Raw genomic sequence first — 17,003 nt, 5'->3', positions numbered from 1 at the left:
AAAGGGTGATATTTTATTCCATGAATACTCAATAGATCCCGTATTCGTCATCTTAATGTCGCAAAAGTTAAAGAAGTAGTAGTCAGATTTTTTTGGATATCCTACCCTTTATTGCTTTACCAACCTATAAAGTAAAGTAGAACGTTTTTGAGTATCAGGAGCAACTATGTACGTGCTAATTGGTGGAGCGGGCTTAGTAGGGCTGTCTTTAGCTCAAAAATTAGTAGAACTAGGGCATACTGTAGCCATCATTGATATTGACTCTACCGCTTGCCGCTACGCCCGTGAACAAGTAGGAGTGATGGCTTTTGAAGGCAGTGCTGTGAGTACAGAAGTGTTGTTAGAAGCAGGAATTCGTAAAGCCAATTCCTTAGCAGCTGTCCTCAGAAGTGATGCATTGAACTTGGCGCTGGTAACTCTGGCCAAGCACTACGGTGTTCCCCATATTTTGAGTCGAATGCGTCATCCCGATTTTGCCGAACCGCTTCGTATAGTAGGAGCCAACCATATTATCAGTACTGTGGAATTAGCGGTTTCAACAATGGTGAATGCCATTGAGTATCCGCAAGTGGAATCAATGATGCATTTTGACCAGGGGCAAATTGAGGTTTTAAAACTTTCTATTCCCACAAATTGTTATGTAGTAAATCGTAGCGTTGCTGAAATTGCTCAAGATTCTCGGTTTCCCACTGGCTCACTAATTATTGGCTACCAACCCCTTCCTCATGAGGATTTAATGATTCCTAATGGTAGTACAGTGCTAGAACCGGGTTCAACCATACTGATTGTCACCAAGCCAGGGTGTGTACACCAAGTTATTGATTTTATCGAAGGTTGTGAGAACAGGTAATGGGTAATAAAGCAGTAAAATATCTATATAATTTGTTGAAAACTCAAATAGGATTTCTCTAGTTTTAATGAAGTTTTATCCACATATTTATTTAGTAGTCACAGTAATTTTGCTTGCGTCTTGTAAATCAACAGAGATTTCATCTAAGTCACAAACTCATACTACTCAGGCAATCTCATCTCAAAAGATAGTGACTTTAGATAAAAACTTCAAGATAGCAATGGGTCAAACAATTTATGTTCCTGTCTATTCTCATATTTATCATCACAATCGACAGGAGATTTTTAATTTAGCGGCTACGCTCAGTATTCGCAATACAGATTTGGCAAATCCGCTGATCATTACTTCTGTGCGCTATTATGATTCAGATGGGAAATTAGTTAAGAACTATTTAGAGCAACCAATTAAACTTGATGCACTGGCTTCAACAGATTTTTTTATTAATAGAAATAACACCAGTGGCGGTTTAGGCGCAAACTTTATTGTCGAGTGGGTAGCCTCAACAGAAATATCTGAACCGATAGTAGAGGCAATCATGATTGGTACTGACTTTCAGCAAGGAATTTCTTTTACCAGTTCGGGTAAGGTCATTAAAAGTCAAAATAGCGACAAAGACTCATTGCCAAAATAATGGTCTTGAATTGCTATTAATTAATCATCATCCAGTTGGAGTAACTGTTCATCAATAGTTTGTATCCGCCCCCGCGCAATATCTTCGGCAAGAATTCGCTTTCGTATTGCTTCGTTGAGCGCTCCTTTTTCTGCAAGTAGTAAACGACGGCGAATAGCTTCTAATTTACTGCTATCATCTCTTTTCGCTCCTAACTCGTCTGGACGGCGATTATAAAATTCCCGCAATGCCTTTTCTGCTGCCGCGATTCGCACCTGATAAGCTGAACGCATCTCTTCATAGAGGGATTTTGGTAATACCCCAGATTTCAACAAGCTATCTAATTCATCTTGTGCAGCTTTACCTGTCATCAGTTGAGCTTGCATTTCTTCAACTTGGTGCTGTGCCTCTGAAAATTTAGATAATTTTAAGCGTTTTACTAGCCCAGGCAAACTTAAACCCTGCCCTACTAATGACACCAACACACAACCAAAGACTAAAGTAATCAGAAATTCTCGACCTGGCAGGGTACTGGGTAAGCTCAACACCAGAGCCATTGAAAGTGAACCCTTGATGTTACCTAAAAAGAGTAAATGTTGCCAGCGCAGAGGAATTGGGCGGTCAAACCAACGAATTGCTGTTAGTAATGGATAGACTGTGAGAATTCTTCCAGCTTGATAAGCTAAAACAGCTAGTAGAATAGCAGGTAAAGTCTTCCAGAGTGTGACTAGGTTTATTTCTACACCAATTAGGAGAAAAATAAAGGTGTTGACAGTAAAACTGGCATATTCCCAAAAACTAAATAAGGTAATGCGACTGGAAGCGGAAGTATTGCGAGACAGTCCAAAATTGCCGAAAATTAATCCAGCTACAACTACGGCAACAGCGCCTGATACACCCAGAGATTGTCCAACTTGAAAGGTTCCTAATGCAACTGCAACCGTTAGTAAGAGACTGCCTAGAGGATCATCTAAACGGGAAAATATAGGTATGCTCAAGTAGCCTAAGACTAAGCCCACTAGGCAGCCCCCTACAGAGATAAATAGTACTTGTTGGATTCCTTCTAGTAAGGTCAGTGAACCTGTGGAATATACTTGCAAAATTAGATTGAATGAAACTAGGGCAGCGGCATCGTTAAATAGGGTTTCTCCTTCAACGATCGCAGAAAGCCGTGAAGGTACTTGTATTTCTTTAAATACGGCAATCATGGAAACTGTATCAGTGTTTGCTAGAATTACCCCTACAAAGAGAGCAGGTATCCAAGTCAGTCCCAGTCCAAATTTCAACAAGACGGCAATAATAGCGCTGGAAAGCACAGCCCCTGGCCCTGCCAGAAGGGCAATTGGTTTAAACGTGCTGCGTAGACGGCTGATATCGGTATTGATACCAGCGTCAAAGATGAGAATTGGTAGGAAAAGATTCAAAACTAAGGCAGGATCTAAGCCTATGGGACGAGATAATAGTTCAGTGATTGGCAAACCTGCCAAGACTAAACCCGTGACATAAGGGACTCGCAACTGACGAGATACTAAAGCTACACCTGTGGCAACAAGCAGGAGAATAATTGAAATCTTGACTAATTCGGTAATATTCATTTAGATACTGAGAATTTATTTAAGTTTTGTTGATAGACGTTGCTAAAGCGGTGATTGGCACTAAATATCATGTCCGACAAATTAGCTATGATTACCACATCTGTGCAAAAATTGGTTAATATTTGGTTATTATAATTAGCTTTATTTTTGTTATGACTACTGTGCAGAGTGCTTCTCCTTTAATTCAGATTGCCCAAGAAACCCGTTTAGCTGCTAGTAAGCTGGGAATGCTTTCGACTGAGGATAAAAATCAGGCTATTGATGCGATCGCTCTGGCTTTAGAATCAGCTAGGGAAGAAATACTGTCAGCTAATGTGGCTGATTGTCAAGCTGCTGTAGCCGAAGGAATCGCTAAACCCCTTTATAAACGGTTGCAGTTGGATAAACATAAGTTACGAGATGCGATCGCTGGAGTGCGAGATGTTGGTAAGTTAGAAGATCCTGTAGGTAAGGTGCAAATTCACCGCGAAATTGATTCTGGCTTAATTCTTAAACGCATTACTTGTCCTTTGGGTGTGTTAGGAATTATTTTTGAAGCCCGTCCCGAAGCCGCAATTCAAATTGTTTCTTTAGCGATCAAATCAGGTAACGGTGTAATTCTCAAAGGTGGCAAAGAAGCATTGCGTTCTTGTGAAGCAATTGTTAAAGCTATTAAACAAGGTTTATCTCACACTGCTGTTAATCCCGATGCCGTGCAATTGCTAACAACCAGAGAAGAAATATTAGAACTTTTAAAATTAGATAAATATGTAGATTTAATTATTCCCAGGGGTTCTAATTCTTTCGTTAGATTTGTCCAAGAAAATACCCGCATTCCTGTACTTGGTCATGCAGATGGAATTTGTCATCTTTATGTAGATCAAGCTGCTGATATTAATAAAGCAATTAATATTACTGTTGATTCTAAAACTCAATATCCCGCTGCTTGTAATGCCATTGAAACTTTATTAGTTCACAACAGCATTGCTTCAGAATTTCTCCCTCAAGTTGCGGAAGCTTTAGCAGCACAAAATGTAGAATTAAGAGGTGATGAACGCACTTTGAAAATTTTACCTAATATTTCTATTGCAACAACCACCGATTGGGAAACAGAATACAGCGATTTGATTTTATCAATTAAAATTGTCGATTCTTTAGAAGATGCCATAACTCATATTGATAATTATGGTTCTCGTCACACAGAAGCAATTGTTACCGAAGATATAACAGCAGCAGAAACATTCCAAGCCTTAGTAAATGCAGCGGGAGTTTATCACAATTGTTCAACTCGTTTTGCAGATGGTTTCCGTTATGGTTTTGGCGCAGAAGTGGGAATTAGCACTCAACAAATGCCACCTCGCGGACCGGTTGGTTTAGAAGGTTTGATAACATATAAATATCAAATGTCTGGTAATGGACACATTGTGGATAGTTACACGGGTGCAAATGCTAAATCATTTACTCATAGAGATTTGGAATAATACAGCAGAATTTAGAAGTTTGGCAGTCCCTACATGGAGGTGTTTAACTTGAAGTGGACTGAAAAATTCCAATCTTTGTTAGTTATTGGTGCTATTTTTATTGGATTAGGGTTGGGACAAATTAGTTGGTTCTCTGAAAATGCCGTTTATTTGATTGTCCCTTCTTTAATGGTGATGCTTTATGGAGTATTTCTCAATATTCCTCTACATCACTTAGGTAACGCGTTTCAAAACTATAAAGTAACGGGATTGAGTCTAGGAATCAACTTTCTGTGGACTCCTCTATTTGCCTGGGGACTGGGAGCAATTTTTTTGAGAGATAATCCCGATCTCTGGGTAGGACTCATTATGTTAATGGTTACGCCCTGTACAGATTGGTATATTATTTTCACAAGTATCGCTAAAGGAGATGTCACTCTCGCTACTGCTTTGCTGCCTTTAAACCTACTTTTACAAGTCATTCTCTTGCCGATTTACCTAATAATATTTGCTGGGACACTGGTTAATATTAATGCAGTTTTTTTACTAGAAAGTGTGGTATTAGTTTTAGTTTTTCCCTTACTTTTAGCTTTGATTTCTCAAAGGTTAGTTCAACGGGCAAATCATATTTGGCGGAAAATTATTCTCAAGATAGGTGCAAATCAAACTGTATTTCTTGCTATAGCGATCGCAGCGATGTTTGCCTCTCAAGGGCAAATTCTGATTCAAAGACCAGATTTACTGCTGAAAATGCTGATGCCTGTATTAATTTTCTTTGGTGTTAACTTCTGGTTAGGGCAGTTAATTGGGCATCTAGCTAAATTTAGCTACGAAGAAGTTGCTTGCTTTAACTGCACCACCCTTGCCCGCAATTCACCCATTGCATTAGCGATCGCTACTTCTAGTTTTAGGGAACGTCCCTTAATTGCCCTAGCTTTAGTAATTGGTCCTTTGATTGAACTCCCCATTATGGTTCTAGTTTCCCAATCGTTGCTGCGGCTACGTCGTCAAAGTGATATACATATATAGCGGTATGCACTTCAATGAAATACATCATAGCCCCCTCATCGCTTGCGATGAACCAGCGCTGTAGGCGGGTTTCCCACCGTAGGCGACTGGTGAATCCGAAGGAGGAGGGGGTTGGGGGTGGGGTTCTTGTATCTCACTCAACCGAGAACCGCTATAAACCACGTCTACTTTGAAACCAAGTAGTTTTTTCTGAATCGGGTTTTGTTCCTAAATTCTATACTCTTCCCTGTTAAGAGTTCCCTTTTGAAAAACTCCAGTTCTCAACTTGGAAAAGGTTTATTAAACCAACGCTTTTAGTAATGCTTGCAGCTTGAGTTGTACCTCAGCAAATTCTTTATCAGGATCAGAACCGGCGACGATACCAGCACCTGCATATAGTCTAGCGCGATCGCCATCTATTAATGCCGAACGAATCCCTACAATAAACTCACAATTACCTGAACCATCTACCCAACCCAAAGGTGCTGCATATAAACCTCTTTCAAAACTTTCATAACGGCGAATTTCTGCACAAGCCACATCTCTAGCTGCACCTGCAACCGCTGGTGTAGGATGTAATTGTCCGACAATTTTTAAAGGGTGAACATTAGCAGGAACTACAGCACTGATTGGTGTCCATAAATGCTGAATATTAGATAATTGTCGTAGACGTGGGGAGAGAATTTGTGGAAACAAACCGAGTTGTGATAGACGTTGAGTAATAAAGTCAAGTACTAGTTTATGTTCATGTTTTTCTTTAGTACTATTAATTAATCTATTCGCATTTTCTGCATCTTCTCTAGAAGTTTTACCTCTTGGTGCAGATCCTGCCAAAGCATCAGTAATTAATTGTTGATTTTGAATACTAATTAAGCGTTCTGGACTCGCACCAATAAAATTCTGACCTTTGCCATTACTGGTTGAAAAAACATAACAATTAGGATGTAACTGTCGGAGATTATTTAAAGATTTAAATAAATTAAAAGGATTATATGATTTAACATCTAAGGCATCTGCTAAAACAATTTTGATTAAATGATTAGATTTAATTTTTTCTAAAGCTGATAATACTGAATATTTAAAATTGTCTGAATTTATAATATTTTCTTTAATGAATTTAGCTGGAATAATTTCAATATTGGGTTTTGTTAAAGATTGAAGAGATTGAATTTTGGTTTTCAATTCCTGTAATATTGTTTGAATATTGACATCGGCATTAATTACACTGTTCATTACTAAAACACAAGATTCATTTTTGACAGCGACTTGTAATTTAGGTAGAAAAATAGTAGCAGATGGAAAGGGGTAATCTGCTTGATTATGCTGATCAAAAAAACTGAAGGAACAAAAAAAGTGTGAACCGGCAAAACCTTGAAGAATATTCCCAAAATTAATAATATTTTTCCGACAATTTTTGATAAAATTCTCGGCTTGATTAAATCTTTCTGCACCGGAAATGTTTAATTTGGTTATAGAATCAATAGCTGCAATTGCTTCTCCTTTACTTTTATTTTCAAAATAAAAATTTAATGTATTTGCTTGGGCAAACTTATCTAACACAACCAAAGGATCAATTAAGTCAATCTCCAGAGAAATACTCACAATTTGCTGGGTATGATTTTCGCAGCACTTTTCTTGAACTGCTAACAGCAATTGATGCAAATCTTTATAATCTACAAAAAAACGGCTACGACATGGTGAAATTGTCATGGATGTGTAAGTTAATTTTTTTTAAGTTATCTTCCTAAAGTGCAATAATTCATGGTCGTATTTCTATAGGTAACATATTCAGTGACCATTAACCAGCGTCATTTTAGGTGGTTTCTGGAGTTTTCCAGAACTTATCCTGTTTATGACTGCAAAATTGAAAGCCAAGTTTTATTACCGTGAGGTAAACCAGTAATCACAAAAGTAACATTTTTTGGGAATTCACCAGCATTAAATATCTTACAAAACTATAAAATCTAGCTTATACAGCATATAGCAGTTAAAAGGAGGCAAGAATTCAGAAGTCAGGAGAATTGTCAAATCAGGAATTAACAGATTCGAGATGTTAACAAAAATATCAAGCATAATATTTAAAGTGTGATTTCTTCTGCATTCTCTATTCTGTATCCTGAATCCTTACAAATGAAGTACAAGATTTAGTTACAAAGGCACAAACAAAGCTGGTTTTATTGCTGTTCCCTATTCTCTGTTCCCTGCTATAAGTCAATTTCTAGTAATTTAACTCATGACAACTAATGACTCAAAATCAAATTTCAATCCCTAAAAATAAATTATGGCTGGCGGCGATTAAACCACCAATGTATAGTGTTGCTATTATGCCTATATGGGTAGGTTCTGCGGTAGCATTTGCAGAAACTAAAGTTTTTAATGGGGTAATATTTGCGGTTTTTATGACTGCGGCGATTTTAATTCTGGCTTGGGAAAATATCAGTAATGATGTTTTTGATGCAGAAACTGGGATTGATAAAAATAAACATCACTCGCTGGTAAATTTGACTGGTGACAAGCAGTTAATGTTTTGGTTAGGAAATTTGTGTTTAGGTTCTGGTTTGCTGGGGATAATTGTGATCGCACTTTTACAACAAGACCCGGCTGTAATTGCTATCATTCTGCTATGCTGTGCGTTGGGCTATATGTACCAAGGACCTCCCTTTCGTCTAGGATACCAGGGTTTAGGTGAAATTCTCTGCTTTTTTGCTTTTGGCCCCTTGGGAATGACAGCAGCATACTACAGTCAAACTCAAACTTGGTCAATCACCAATTTAGCAGCTTCAGTGATTGTCGGCATTGTCACCAGCTTAGTTCTATTTTGTTCACACTTTCACCAAGTTAAGGATGACATAGCCGCCGGTAAGAAATCGCCTATTGTGCGCTTAGGCACAGAAACAGGCGCTAAAGTATTAATTTGGTTTACAGCTAGTATATATCCCTTTAATTTGTTGTTAGTTGGATTGGGAATTTTCCCAGTTTGGACACTTTTAAGTTCGGTAAGTTTACCCTTTGCATTCAAATTATGTCGCCATGTTCAAGAAAATCACAGTTATCCAGATAAAGTTAGTAATTCTAAATTCATTGCCGTTGCTGTACAGTTTTGGAGTTGCTTAATGTTAGGTGTAGGATTTATTCTTAGCTAATGGTTTATCAATTTTCTTTTCGTTCTATTAACCAAAAATTCACTCGTCCTATAGTTACTAGTCATGGGATTTGGGAAATTCGCCAAAGCATTATTATCCGTCTCATTGATATTACAGGTAGAGTTAGTTGGGGGGAAATTTCCCCCATTAGTTGGTTTGGTTCTGAAACCATAAAACAAGCTTTAGATTTTTGTAGCCAACTACCAACAGAAATAACACGAGAAATAATTTTTTCTATTCCTAATACTTTACCAGCTTGTCAATTTGGTTTTGAGTCAGCACTAGAAAAATTAGAAAAAAGTCATGAATTGACATCTATCAAAAACCTCACCTATAGCGGCTTATTGCCAACAGGAGAAGCAGCTTTAAATCAATGGCAGAATTTATGGAAACAGGGATATAAAACATTTAAATGGAAAATTGGTGTTGATGAAATAAACAAAGAATTAAATGTTTTTAATTCACTCATTCAAAATTTACCAAATTCAGCCAAACTGCGTTTAGATGCTAATGGTGGACTTAGTTATACAGAAGCTAAATTATGGTTAAAAACTTGTGATAATCTCAAAAATAAAATTGAATTTATCGAACAACCATTACCTGTAGATAAATTTGTAGAACTGTTGGAATTAAGTAATTTATATTCTACCAAAATTGCTTTAGATGAATCTATCGCCACTTTACAACAATTAGAATCCTGCTTTCAGCAAGGTTGGCAAGGAATTTTTGTAATTAAACCAGGGATAATTGGTTCACCATCACAGTTAAGGAAGTTTTTTCAAAAAAATCAAATTGATATGGCATTTTCATCTTTATTTGAAACCCCAATTGGTAAAAATGGACTGCAAATTGATATAGTATTTTCATCTGTATTTGAAACCTCAATTGGTAGACAAGCAGCACTGCAATTAGCAGCAGAATTATCTAAAAATAATCGCGCAGTAAGTTTTGGAATCAACCACTTTTTTACACAACAACCAGAAAACTGGATTCAAAGTCTATGGAACAACCTTTAGACTATTTACGGAAAATCAAAAATCATGATTGGCTAATTGGTTATGATAGCCAAGAGTTTTATCAACTAGCAACAGAATTATATTCAGAATTAACTCAATTATCAATAAAGAGTACACCACCAAAAATTATTCTAGCTGAACGTGAACCAGTGCGATTTTTAGCCAGTTTTATTGCCGCTTGTGCAGCCAAATGTCCAGTTTTTCTGTGTAATCCTGACTGGGGAAAAAATGAATGGGAACAAGTTTTTAATTTAGTAAAACCGGATATAGTTTGGGGACTAGATAATATTAATTTACAACCACCAATTACCAATTACCGTTCGGCTGACGCTCACGGCGGAAGCCAATTACCAATTACCAATGCTATTATGATTCCTACAGGTGGTTCATCAGGAAAGATTAAATTTGCTATTCATACCTGGGAAACATTAACAGCATCTGTACAAGGATTTACAGAATATTTTCAGTTAAAAACAGTTAATTCTTTTTGTGTATTACCACTATATCATGTTAGTGGTTTAATGCAATTTATGCGAAGTTTTACCACAGGTGGCAAATTGGTTATTACTTCCTTTAAAGAAGTTGAATTTTCGCAAATACCGAATATTAACCCAGCAGAATTTTTTATATCATTAGTCCCCACTCAATTACAACGTCTGCTGCAAAATACTCAATTAACCCAGTGGCTAACTCAATGTCATACAGTACTTTTAGGAGGTGCGCCAGCATGGAATGAATTGTTAGAGAAAGCGAGGTTTCATCATATCAGGTTAGCGCCTACTTATGGAATGACAGAAACAGCATCTCAAATTGCCACACTTAAACCTGATGAATTTTTGAATGGTAAAATTAATAGTGGAAAAATTCTCCCCCATGCCAAAATAACAATTTGTAATCAAACAGGAAATATCAATATTCAAGCTAAATCTTTAGCTTTAGGTTACTATCCAGAACTTTGGAAAAATCCAGATAATTTTTCAGTAGATGATATTGGTTTTTTAGATTCTCAAGGCTATTTACATATTATCGGACGTAGCAGCGATAAAATAATTACAGGTGGCGAAAACATTTACCCAGCAGAAATTGAATCAGCGATTAGAAAAACCAACATGGTTATTGATGTTTGTGTAATTGGTATACCTGATAAACATTGGGGACAAGTATTAACAGCTATTTATATTCCTAAAAACCCGAATACCTCTATTTTAGAAATTCAAACTCAACTCAAAAATCAACTTAGTAAATTCAAAATTCCTAAACATTGGATTTCCCTACCAAACTTACCCAGAAATGGACAAGGAAAAATTAACTGTCAACAACTCCAAAAAATTGCTGAGGATTTTCTGGCAAATAATAATTTGGCTTTACCTAGTTTTTAGTATAGCTTTTAAAGCTAAAATGCTTGAGATTTCCGTTTCAATCCCTAATAGAGATTATTTGAAATTTCAACACAGATCCATCTATTTTCGAGCTTTTGAAATCAAAAGTTTCAATCCCTAATAGGGATTATTTGAAATTTCAACTACCCACTGGGGATGCAAAGCGAAACTTTAAATAAGTTTCAATCCCTATTAGGGATTATTTGAAATTTCAACGTTCTTCCGGCTATAACGCTGCTTACGATGCTTCTAGAGTTTCAATCCCTAATAGCTGACGGGATGACAAACTAGTCTAAAAAGCTTATCAGATAAAGATTGTAGCAATTTATGGTAAAAAAAGATAGACCTACTTTTCTCAATAAGGACTATCTATTGATAATGTTACCTACATTTTACAAAACACACCTGAAAAGTCAATTAAATCTGGCGGAATATATCTTGCTCAAAATTATGATTATTCTGTTGCAATCGCTGAAAAAAGTAAGTTTAGAAGCTTTGGCTACTGCCCTGCCAATTCCGATTAAATTTGAAAGTAGAAAAAGAAAAATACAGAGATTTTTATCTTTACCAAACTTAACAATTGAGAGAATCTGGTTTCCCATTGTCAAAATATTCTTAGAAACATATTTTAGTGATGGAAAATTAATTTATGTAGTGATGGATAGGACGGCTTGGGGACGCATAAATTTATTCATGATTAGTATAGTTTGGGATCAAAGAGCAATCCCTGTATATTTTGAATTATTGTCAAAGTTAGGCAGCAGTAACTTTGAAGAGCAATCACGGATATTGAAGAAAACTTTACCCATTTTTGATAACTATAAAATCTGCATATTAGGCAACGCGTGAATTTTGTTCCATAAAATTGGCCAACTGGTTAAAAGATCAGGGGTTATGTTTTTGTACAAGACTCAAAAAGAGTGAATTTGTAGAAATTAAAAATGAAATTTGGTTGGATTTAGATAATCTCGGCTTATCACCGGGAGTTTCTTTCTTTTTGGCAGGAGTTAAGGTTACTAAAAAAAAGGGCTTTACGAGTTTTAATGTTGCCTGTAAATGGAAACGTAAAATTTTAGGAGTAGCTCCAAAGGAAGGATGGTTTATTTTAACAAATCTAGATAGTTTAGAATTAGCAATTTCTGCATACAAGAAACGATTTGATATAGAAGAAATGTTCCGTGATTTTAAAAGTGGAGGTTATAACTTAGAGGACACGAAGGTTATAAATGAGCGGTTAATATCTATGATTCTATTAATATCAATTGCCTATACTAGTGCCACAATACAAGGGCAGGAAATTAAACGCAAAGGTATCCAGAAATATGTTGGTCGAGTGAAGGAATATGGGCGAACACAAAGAAGACATAGTAGTTTTTATATTGGATTATATGCCCAAACTAGGGTTAATTTCATAGATAATTGTCAGGAATTAGTTAGGTCATTATTGAGACTATCTCCTAATAAGCGGAAGTATTATCAACAGGGTGAGAGAGCTATGAGGCTTATTTTATCGGTATCTTAACTGTTTTTGTCCTCCCGTCAGCCCTAATAGGGATTATTTGAAATTTCAACGTCGTGCCAATGGGAAGTGCAATATTAATTGAAAACCCGTCAGCCCTAATAGGGATTATTTGAAATTTCAACTTTCCCTACTGCATTCATCAATACCATTTCCATTTTAGGCCGTCAGCCCTAATAGGGATTATTTGAAATTTCAACTCATCTGCTTTTCAAAGTCGTTAAAACGGTCTTTACTCATGCCGTCAGCCCTAATAGGGATTATTTGAAATTTCAACTGTGGGAGGCTGAAAACCTATATATATGTAGTTTTTAAGGTGCGGTTGCGCGGATGGTCTCATAATAGTCCATTTGAGAAATTCTGTCAAGGGTGGAAATAGCTGAAAACCTTGCTGTGTAAGGTGCGCGGATGAGTGAACCAAATAAAAGTCTAGAAAAGCTTGTCTAGATGAGATTTCAGCCATTTTTTGCTGACTGAGATTTTTTACACCCACCCATCCGCGCATGAGGCGAAGAAAACAGCAAGCGCCAAGGAAGTAAAAGGAGATGGTCAAATTATCTCTTCCCGTGACTTTCTTCTCTCTGCGCCCTCTGCGTCTCTGCGGTTCGTTTCCAACCAAGAAATCATCTCATTTGGTAATTCTTGCTTAATTCTACTACTTGCATTAATACAAACGTGCCTAGTAATTGCCTTAGCAACTATTACCTCATCTACCGTAATTTCATAGGTAATGTCAAATTTATCCATACCTATTTTTTGTGGTATTAAACTAATCATTAACTTATCACCGCAATACATTGGTCGCAAAAAATCTACATTTGCATGAACAATAGGAAAAGCGACAGAAGGATTAGTAAAAAAAGTTTTGATATTTATACCGCAGCTTCCTAGAGATTCTTCGTAAGCCTCATGACAGATACTTAAAGTATTAGCAAAATACACCACTCCTGCCGCATCAGTATCTTGAAATCTGACAGTTCTTTGATAGGTGAAAATCATCTTGTCAAAATTCCTAAATTAAAGACAAAAAGCAGGTAAAATACCTGCTCTATGAACTTATTTTAATGCACTAACCAATATTAAGGTAAGTTGATAGTTAGGGAATAGGGAACAATTACTCGCCATAACTAGATAACTCACAATTGACTGGGATTACTAACAATTTAAGGGGATATATATATCTTCAGAACTGGGGTTAAGATAAGGACGCTGGACATCAATTAGATGCTGGGCAAAATGTTGATCAATTATCCGCATTCTTTCCTCAATGGCATTTTTACCTTTATCCCAAGCTTCTAATAAAGCATTAGCAACGATTTGACAACGATTCATCCCAAAACTTTCCTGTGCGGCAAATTTTTGGCTTGGTTCTTCTGCTAAACTTAGTCCTGGGGCTAAAAACTTGGTAAATAGGGGAATTTCTGGCTGAAAATAACATTGATGCTGTTTGTAAACAGGCTGAAGAATTTTATGAATTGCTGGATAATCTTGTCTTTGAAAGTGAAGTATACCAGCATCATAACGCCCATAAGCTGAGGGGTTATAAAGAACTTCAAAACTAAAAGGGATGTTAGCGGTGTTTAGTTGTTGGGTAAGGCTATCCATGAGTGCGATCGCACCCGATGGGGTAAAATTAAAATAAATTCGCCCTACTTCCACATCAGTCTTTGGTGTACCCTGGCGTTCCTGTCCCAGATTACTAACTGCCACATAACAGCCGTTTTGCAAGCGATTTTTAGGCATCCAAATAGCTATTAATTCACCTGGGTTGACCGATTTTTTACTAGATTGAAGATAGCATTCTGGCTCAACATACAAGGTTAAACCATTTTTAGTTACTGCCATACTGCTATCAGGTTCTAGTCGCAAAACTTCCCAATTAGGATCATAATGACCATGACCATGATTGTTTTCATGCAATTGCTCGTAAAAGTCCCAATCAATTCCGACACTAGAGCTTTGATCTAAAGTTTTTTGTGGTGAGTAATTCCCATTATCACTATTTACTGCTAAAACAGTTTGGAGCGAACCATTGTAATAAATACCATGCAGAAAATTGCGTAGTAGTAGAGATAGGTATTTATGTTGTAAATCTTGTGAATTTTGTTGAAATCTATTTGCTACCGTAGCTGGTAGAGCAAAAGGTTGATAATGAGGATGTTGAATACAAAAATTTGGCTCAATCTGGATATTGGTGGCAATATCAAATAAAGAATTCAAGATTTGATTGGTAGAATTATCTAACATTAATAAATTTGCACCTCCATATTTAAAATACTAACTAAAAATATAGCAATCTTATTTGAGTTGAGAACTTATTGGTGATAGCGGAGCGTGATGTAAGTCATGGGAATATCACAGAGAATAGAAGTATCCATGAATCATTTAGGACTGCTCTACTAACAACCTCGTAGGCGAGTTTTTTCGTAATAAATCCGTAGTAGTTGCTTTTCTTTCTCAGGTTTGGCTATGTTGTTTAATCCGCTTACAGACTGGAGAATCTCTGTTTCCGAACTTCCAAAAATAGTTAACACAGCTTGCTCAGGCATAGTTAAAAGACTTTTAGCTACTTCGAGCATACAAAGGTGACTATTATCAAAGTATTTATGGCACGAAATTATGTTTTGAATTTGATGAGTTAGTGCCAAACCAGTAAACTGAATGACGCGGATAACAAAGTCTCGACGGTACTCCAAAATCATGGGAAAAGCATGGAGATAAGCGCGGAGTAAAGCCGAGATTGAAGGTTGAATAACCTCCAATGGTATCATTGCTAAATTTAGAGATTCCTCTAACTCTAAACTGGGATCTACTACCAAACTTGAAAGCCAAATGTTGACATAGCTTGCTAATAAAGTTCCTAAATCAAAAGCTGGATCTCCCCAAGCACAAGCTTCCCAATCAATGAATTTTACTAAGCAATTATCTAGTTGTTGCCAACGGGAATGAACCAAAATATTGTTTAATTGTAAATCATTGTGAGTTAAGCAACAAGGCTGCCACTCATAGGACAAATCAGCAATTGCTGATTCTAGGCTTTCGTAGCGTTGATAGAGAGTATGAAATTTGAGTGCTTCAGTGGGAATATTACCAAAAATATCTTGATTAATTGAACCTATTCCTTGAGCAGGGTTGTAAAAGTTATAGCGAAACTGTCCTTGGGGAGCAGTGTCCATGAAATCACGATATTCTCGCCGTTGGAAAGTGGAATGGTGTAAACTCGCTAATGTATTACCAATGGCGGTGGCAATTTCTGTGGTAAAAATACTGTTATTTTTGTAAAATTTACCCAGTTCCACATATTCACTTAGGTAACTACGGACAAGGATAGAATTATCTTCATCAAAATGTAGCAATGATGATGATATTGCTGCAATGTTGCCAAGAGATGGAAACTGCTGGAGTAGTTGGTGAAACAGCCATTCATTAAAAAAATCATGGGGACTGCTACCACAATTCTGACGATTTTCTTGTTTAACCAGTAATTTACGATCATCTACTAGACTCACCAGTAAATTCCGATTATTTCTGCCACTTTCTGGCAACTCAGATTCATATAATATGCCATCTCCTGAGCTACACAGACCTGCATTTTGCAGATACTGGATAACATTTTGAGAAGACAGTGATAATATCATGTATTCTTTTCCTAGTTTCTTAAATTGCTGAGATAATTACTGAGGTCAAGGTTGATTTAGCCTTAGCAGTATTCGGTAGATAGCAACAAGAGTGCAAACATTAATAACGATTGCTACTATATAGTGATATCTTATTTATGTTAGTAAAACCTGCCAAAATGGCAAAATACGCTTTATTTTTCCTTTAAAGTATACTGAGAACTCCATAAAATCTTTACATTATTGAGGATAATAACTCTAGTATATATAGAGTTATGTAGTTAAAGCTTGTTGATAGCAAAAATTACTAGCTAATCAATAATTACTAGATGATGTTGTTCGCACTCAATAAGTTATTTATCTATACTTCTCTATATGTTATAAAAATAACGTGGTTGATTTATGATATAAATGTACTAATAAAACTACTGGTGTCAAGGAGGGGGATATGCCTACTTAAGCAATCATACAAATTATCAACCAAAAATTTGATTCACCATCACTGCTAATGCCAGCATACCAAAAATAATCATCAATCCCGCAGGCATAAATTTACGTGTTTTAGCAAATCTGAAAGCAAATAATAATACTAAAATGCCAGTAACCAAAGCCGCTAAGGTTAAACCCCAGGTTTGTCCCTGAAGCTGAGAATAACCAGCAAAAATTAGCAATAAACCGCTAATACTACCACTTAGTAAAGAAATTTTGCTCTTAACTTGAATGTAGCCAATGATTCCACCTACTAGTGCTAAAACGCCATAACCAAAAGCGGCAACTATACCTAAATTCATTGTTACAACCTATGTAGATTTGGATTTTACTTTCCT

At 36.5% G+C, this 17,003-nt stretch carries 13 protein-coding genes and 1 pseudogene; 8 read left to right on the top strand and 6 right to left on the bottom strand.

Annotated features, from left to right (window positions below; all coding sequences use genetic code 11):
- Positions 1 to 166 precede the first annotated feature (166 nt).
- Together ACSQ6I_RS02070 and ACSQ6I_RS02065 are read left to right on the top strand one after the other, a co-directional pair.
- Positions 167 to 850, top strand: coding sequence for a potassium channel family protein (locus ACSQ6I_RS02070; RefSeq protein ID WP_438888619.1), 684 nt, complete (start codon positions 167 to 169; stop codon positions 848 to 850).
- A gap of 67 nt (positions 851 to 917) precedes the next feature.
- Positions 918 to 1,481, top strand: coding sequence for a DUF3124 domain-containing protein (locus ACSQ6I_RS02065; RefSeq protein WP_438888618.1), 564 nt, complete (start codon positions 918 to 920; stop codon positions 1,479 to 1,481).
- A gap of 20 nt (positions 1,482 to 1,501) precedes the next feature.
- On the opposite strand, the gene ACSQ6I_RS02060 is transcribed toward ACSQ6I_RS02065, so the two are convergent.
- On the bottom strand, positions 1,502 to 3,055 hold the full coding sequence (locus ACSQ6I_RS02060; RefSeq protein ID WP_438888617.1) for a cation:proton antiporter: 1,554 nt from the start codon (positions 3,053 to 3,055) through the stop codon (positions 1,502 to 1,504).
- A 152-nt stretch (positions 3,056 to 3,207) separates the two neighbouring features.
- On the opposite strand from ACSQ6I_RS02060, the gene ACSQ6I_RS02055 reads away from it, so the two are divergent.
- Both ACSQ6I_RS02055 and ACSQ6I_RS02050 read left to right on the top strand, forming a co-directional pair.
- Positions 3,208 to 4,515, top strand: coding sequence for a glutamate-5-semialdehyde dehydrogenase (locus ACSQ6I_RS02055; RefSeq protein ID WP_438888615.1), 1,308 nt, complete (start codon positions 3,208 to 3,210; stop codon positions 4,513 to 4,515).
- 48 nt (positions 4,516 to 4,563) lie between these two features.
- Positions 4,564 to 5,523: an arsenic resistance protein gene (locus ACSQ6I_RS02050; protein WP_438888613.1), complete on the top strand. Its 960-nt coding sequence runs from the start codon at positions 4,564 to 4,566 to the stop codon at positions 5,521 to 5,523.
- Positions 5,524 to 5,802: 279 nt separating this feature from the next.
- Here the strand turns inward: ACSQ6I_RS02050 and ACSQ6I_RS02045 are convergent, their stop codons facing one another.
- Positions 5,803 to 7,212 (bottom strand): isochorismate synthase, encoded by a 1,410-nt coding sequence (locus ACSQ6I_RS02045; RefSeq protein WP_438888612.1) that lies wholly within the window; start codon positions 7,210 to 7,212, stop codon positions 5,803 to 5,805.
- 533 nt (positions 7,213 to 7,745) lie between these two features.
- Between ACSQ6I_RS02045 and menA the strand changes: the two genes are divergently transcribed.
- The 4 genes and pseudogenes from menA to ACSQ6I_RS02025 all read left to right on the top strand — a co-directional run bounded on the left by menA (position 7,746) and on the right by ACSQ6I_RS02025 (position 12,562).
- On the top strand, positions 7,746 to 8,645 hold the full coding sequence (gene menA / locus ACSQ6I_RS02040) for a 2-carboxy-1,4-naphthoquinone phytyltransferase (RefSeq protein ID WP_438888611.1): 900 nt from the start codon (positions 7,746 to 7,748) through the stop codon (positions 8,643 to 8,645).
- Positions 8,645 to 9,661 carry an o-succinylbenzoate synthase gene (locus ACSQ6I_RS02035; protein WP_438888609.1) on the top strand — a complete coding sequence of 339 codons (1,017 nt, stop codon included), beginning with the start codon at positions 8,645 to 8,647 and terminating at the stop codon, positions 9,659 to 9,661. The genes menA and ACSQ6I_RS02035 overlap by 1 nt, the downstream gene beginning before the upstream one ends.
- A complete protein-coding gene (locus ACSQ6I_RS02030; protein ID WP_438888608.1) occupies positions 9,646 to 11,040 on the top strand; it encodes a 2-succinylbenzoate--CoA ligase in 1,395 nt (464 codons plus the stop codon). The genes ACSQ6I_RS02035 and ACSQ6I_RS02030 overlap by 16 nt, the downstream gene beginning before the upstream one ends.
- Before the next feature lie 378 nt (positions 11,041 to 11,418).
- Positions 11,419 to 12,562 (top strand): annotated as a pseudogene (locus ACSQ6I_RS02025) (IS4 family transposase).
- Positions 12,563 to 13,108: 546 nt separating this feature from the next.
- On the opposite strand, the gene ACSQ6I_RS02020 reads toward ACSQ6I_RS02025, so the two are convergent.
- The 4 genes from ACSQ6I_RS02020 to ACSQ6I_RS02005 form a co-directional block, all read right to left on the bottom strand.
- A complete protein-coding gene (locus ACSQ6I_RS02020; RefSeq protein WP_438888606.1) occupies positions 13,109 to 13,558 on the bottom strand; it encodes an acyl-CoA thioesterase in 450 nt (149 codons plus the stop codon).
- 156 nt (positions 13,559 to 13,714) lie between these two features.
- Positions 13,715 to 14,806, bottom strand: coding sequence for a T3SS effector HopA1 family protein (locus tag ACSQ6I_RS02015; protein ID WP_438888605.1), 1,092 nt, complete (start codon positions 14,804 to 14,806; stop codon positions 13,715 to 13,717).
- A gap of 152 nt (positions 14,807 to 14,958) precedes the next feature.
- Positions 14,959 to 16,197 (bottom strand): phosphotransferase, encoded by a 1,239-nt coding sequence (locus tag ACSQ6I_RS02010; protein ID WP_438888604.1) that lies wholly within the window; start codon positions 16,195 to 16,197, stop codon positions 14,959 to 14,961.
- Between the two features lie 455 nt (positions 16,198 to 16,652).
- Entirely contained in the window at positions 16,653 to 16,967 is a 315-nt protein-coding gene (locus ACSQ6I_RS02005) for a TMEM14 family protein (RefSeq protein ID WP_438888602.1), read from the bottom strand.
- Between the last annotated feature and the right edge of the window lie 36 nt (positions 16,968 to 17,003).

This window comes from Anabaena sp. WFMT, assembly GCF_051781005.1.
Classification (GTDB): Bacteria; Cyanobacteriota; Cyanobacteriia; order Cyanobacteriales; family Nostocaceae; genus Anabaena.
Note: the sequence above shows the minus strand (reverse complement) of the source record. Positions and strands in the feature narration are given on the sequence as shown.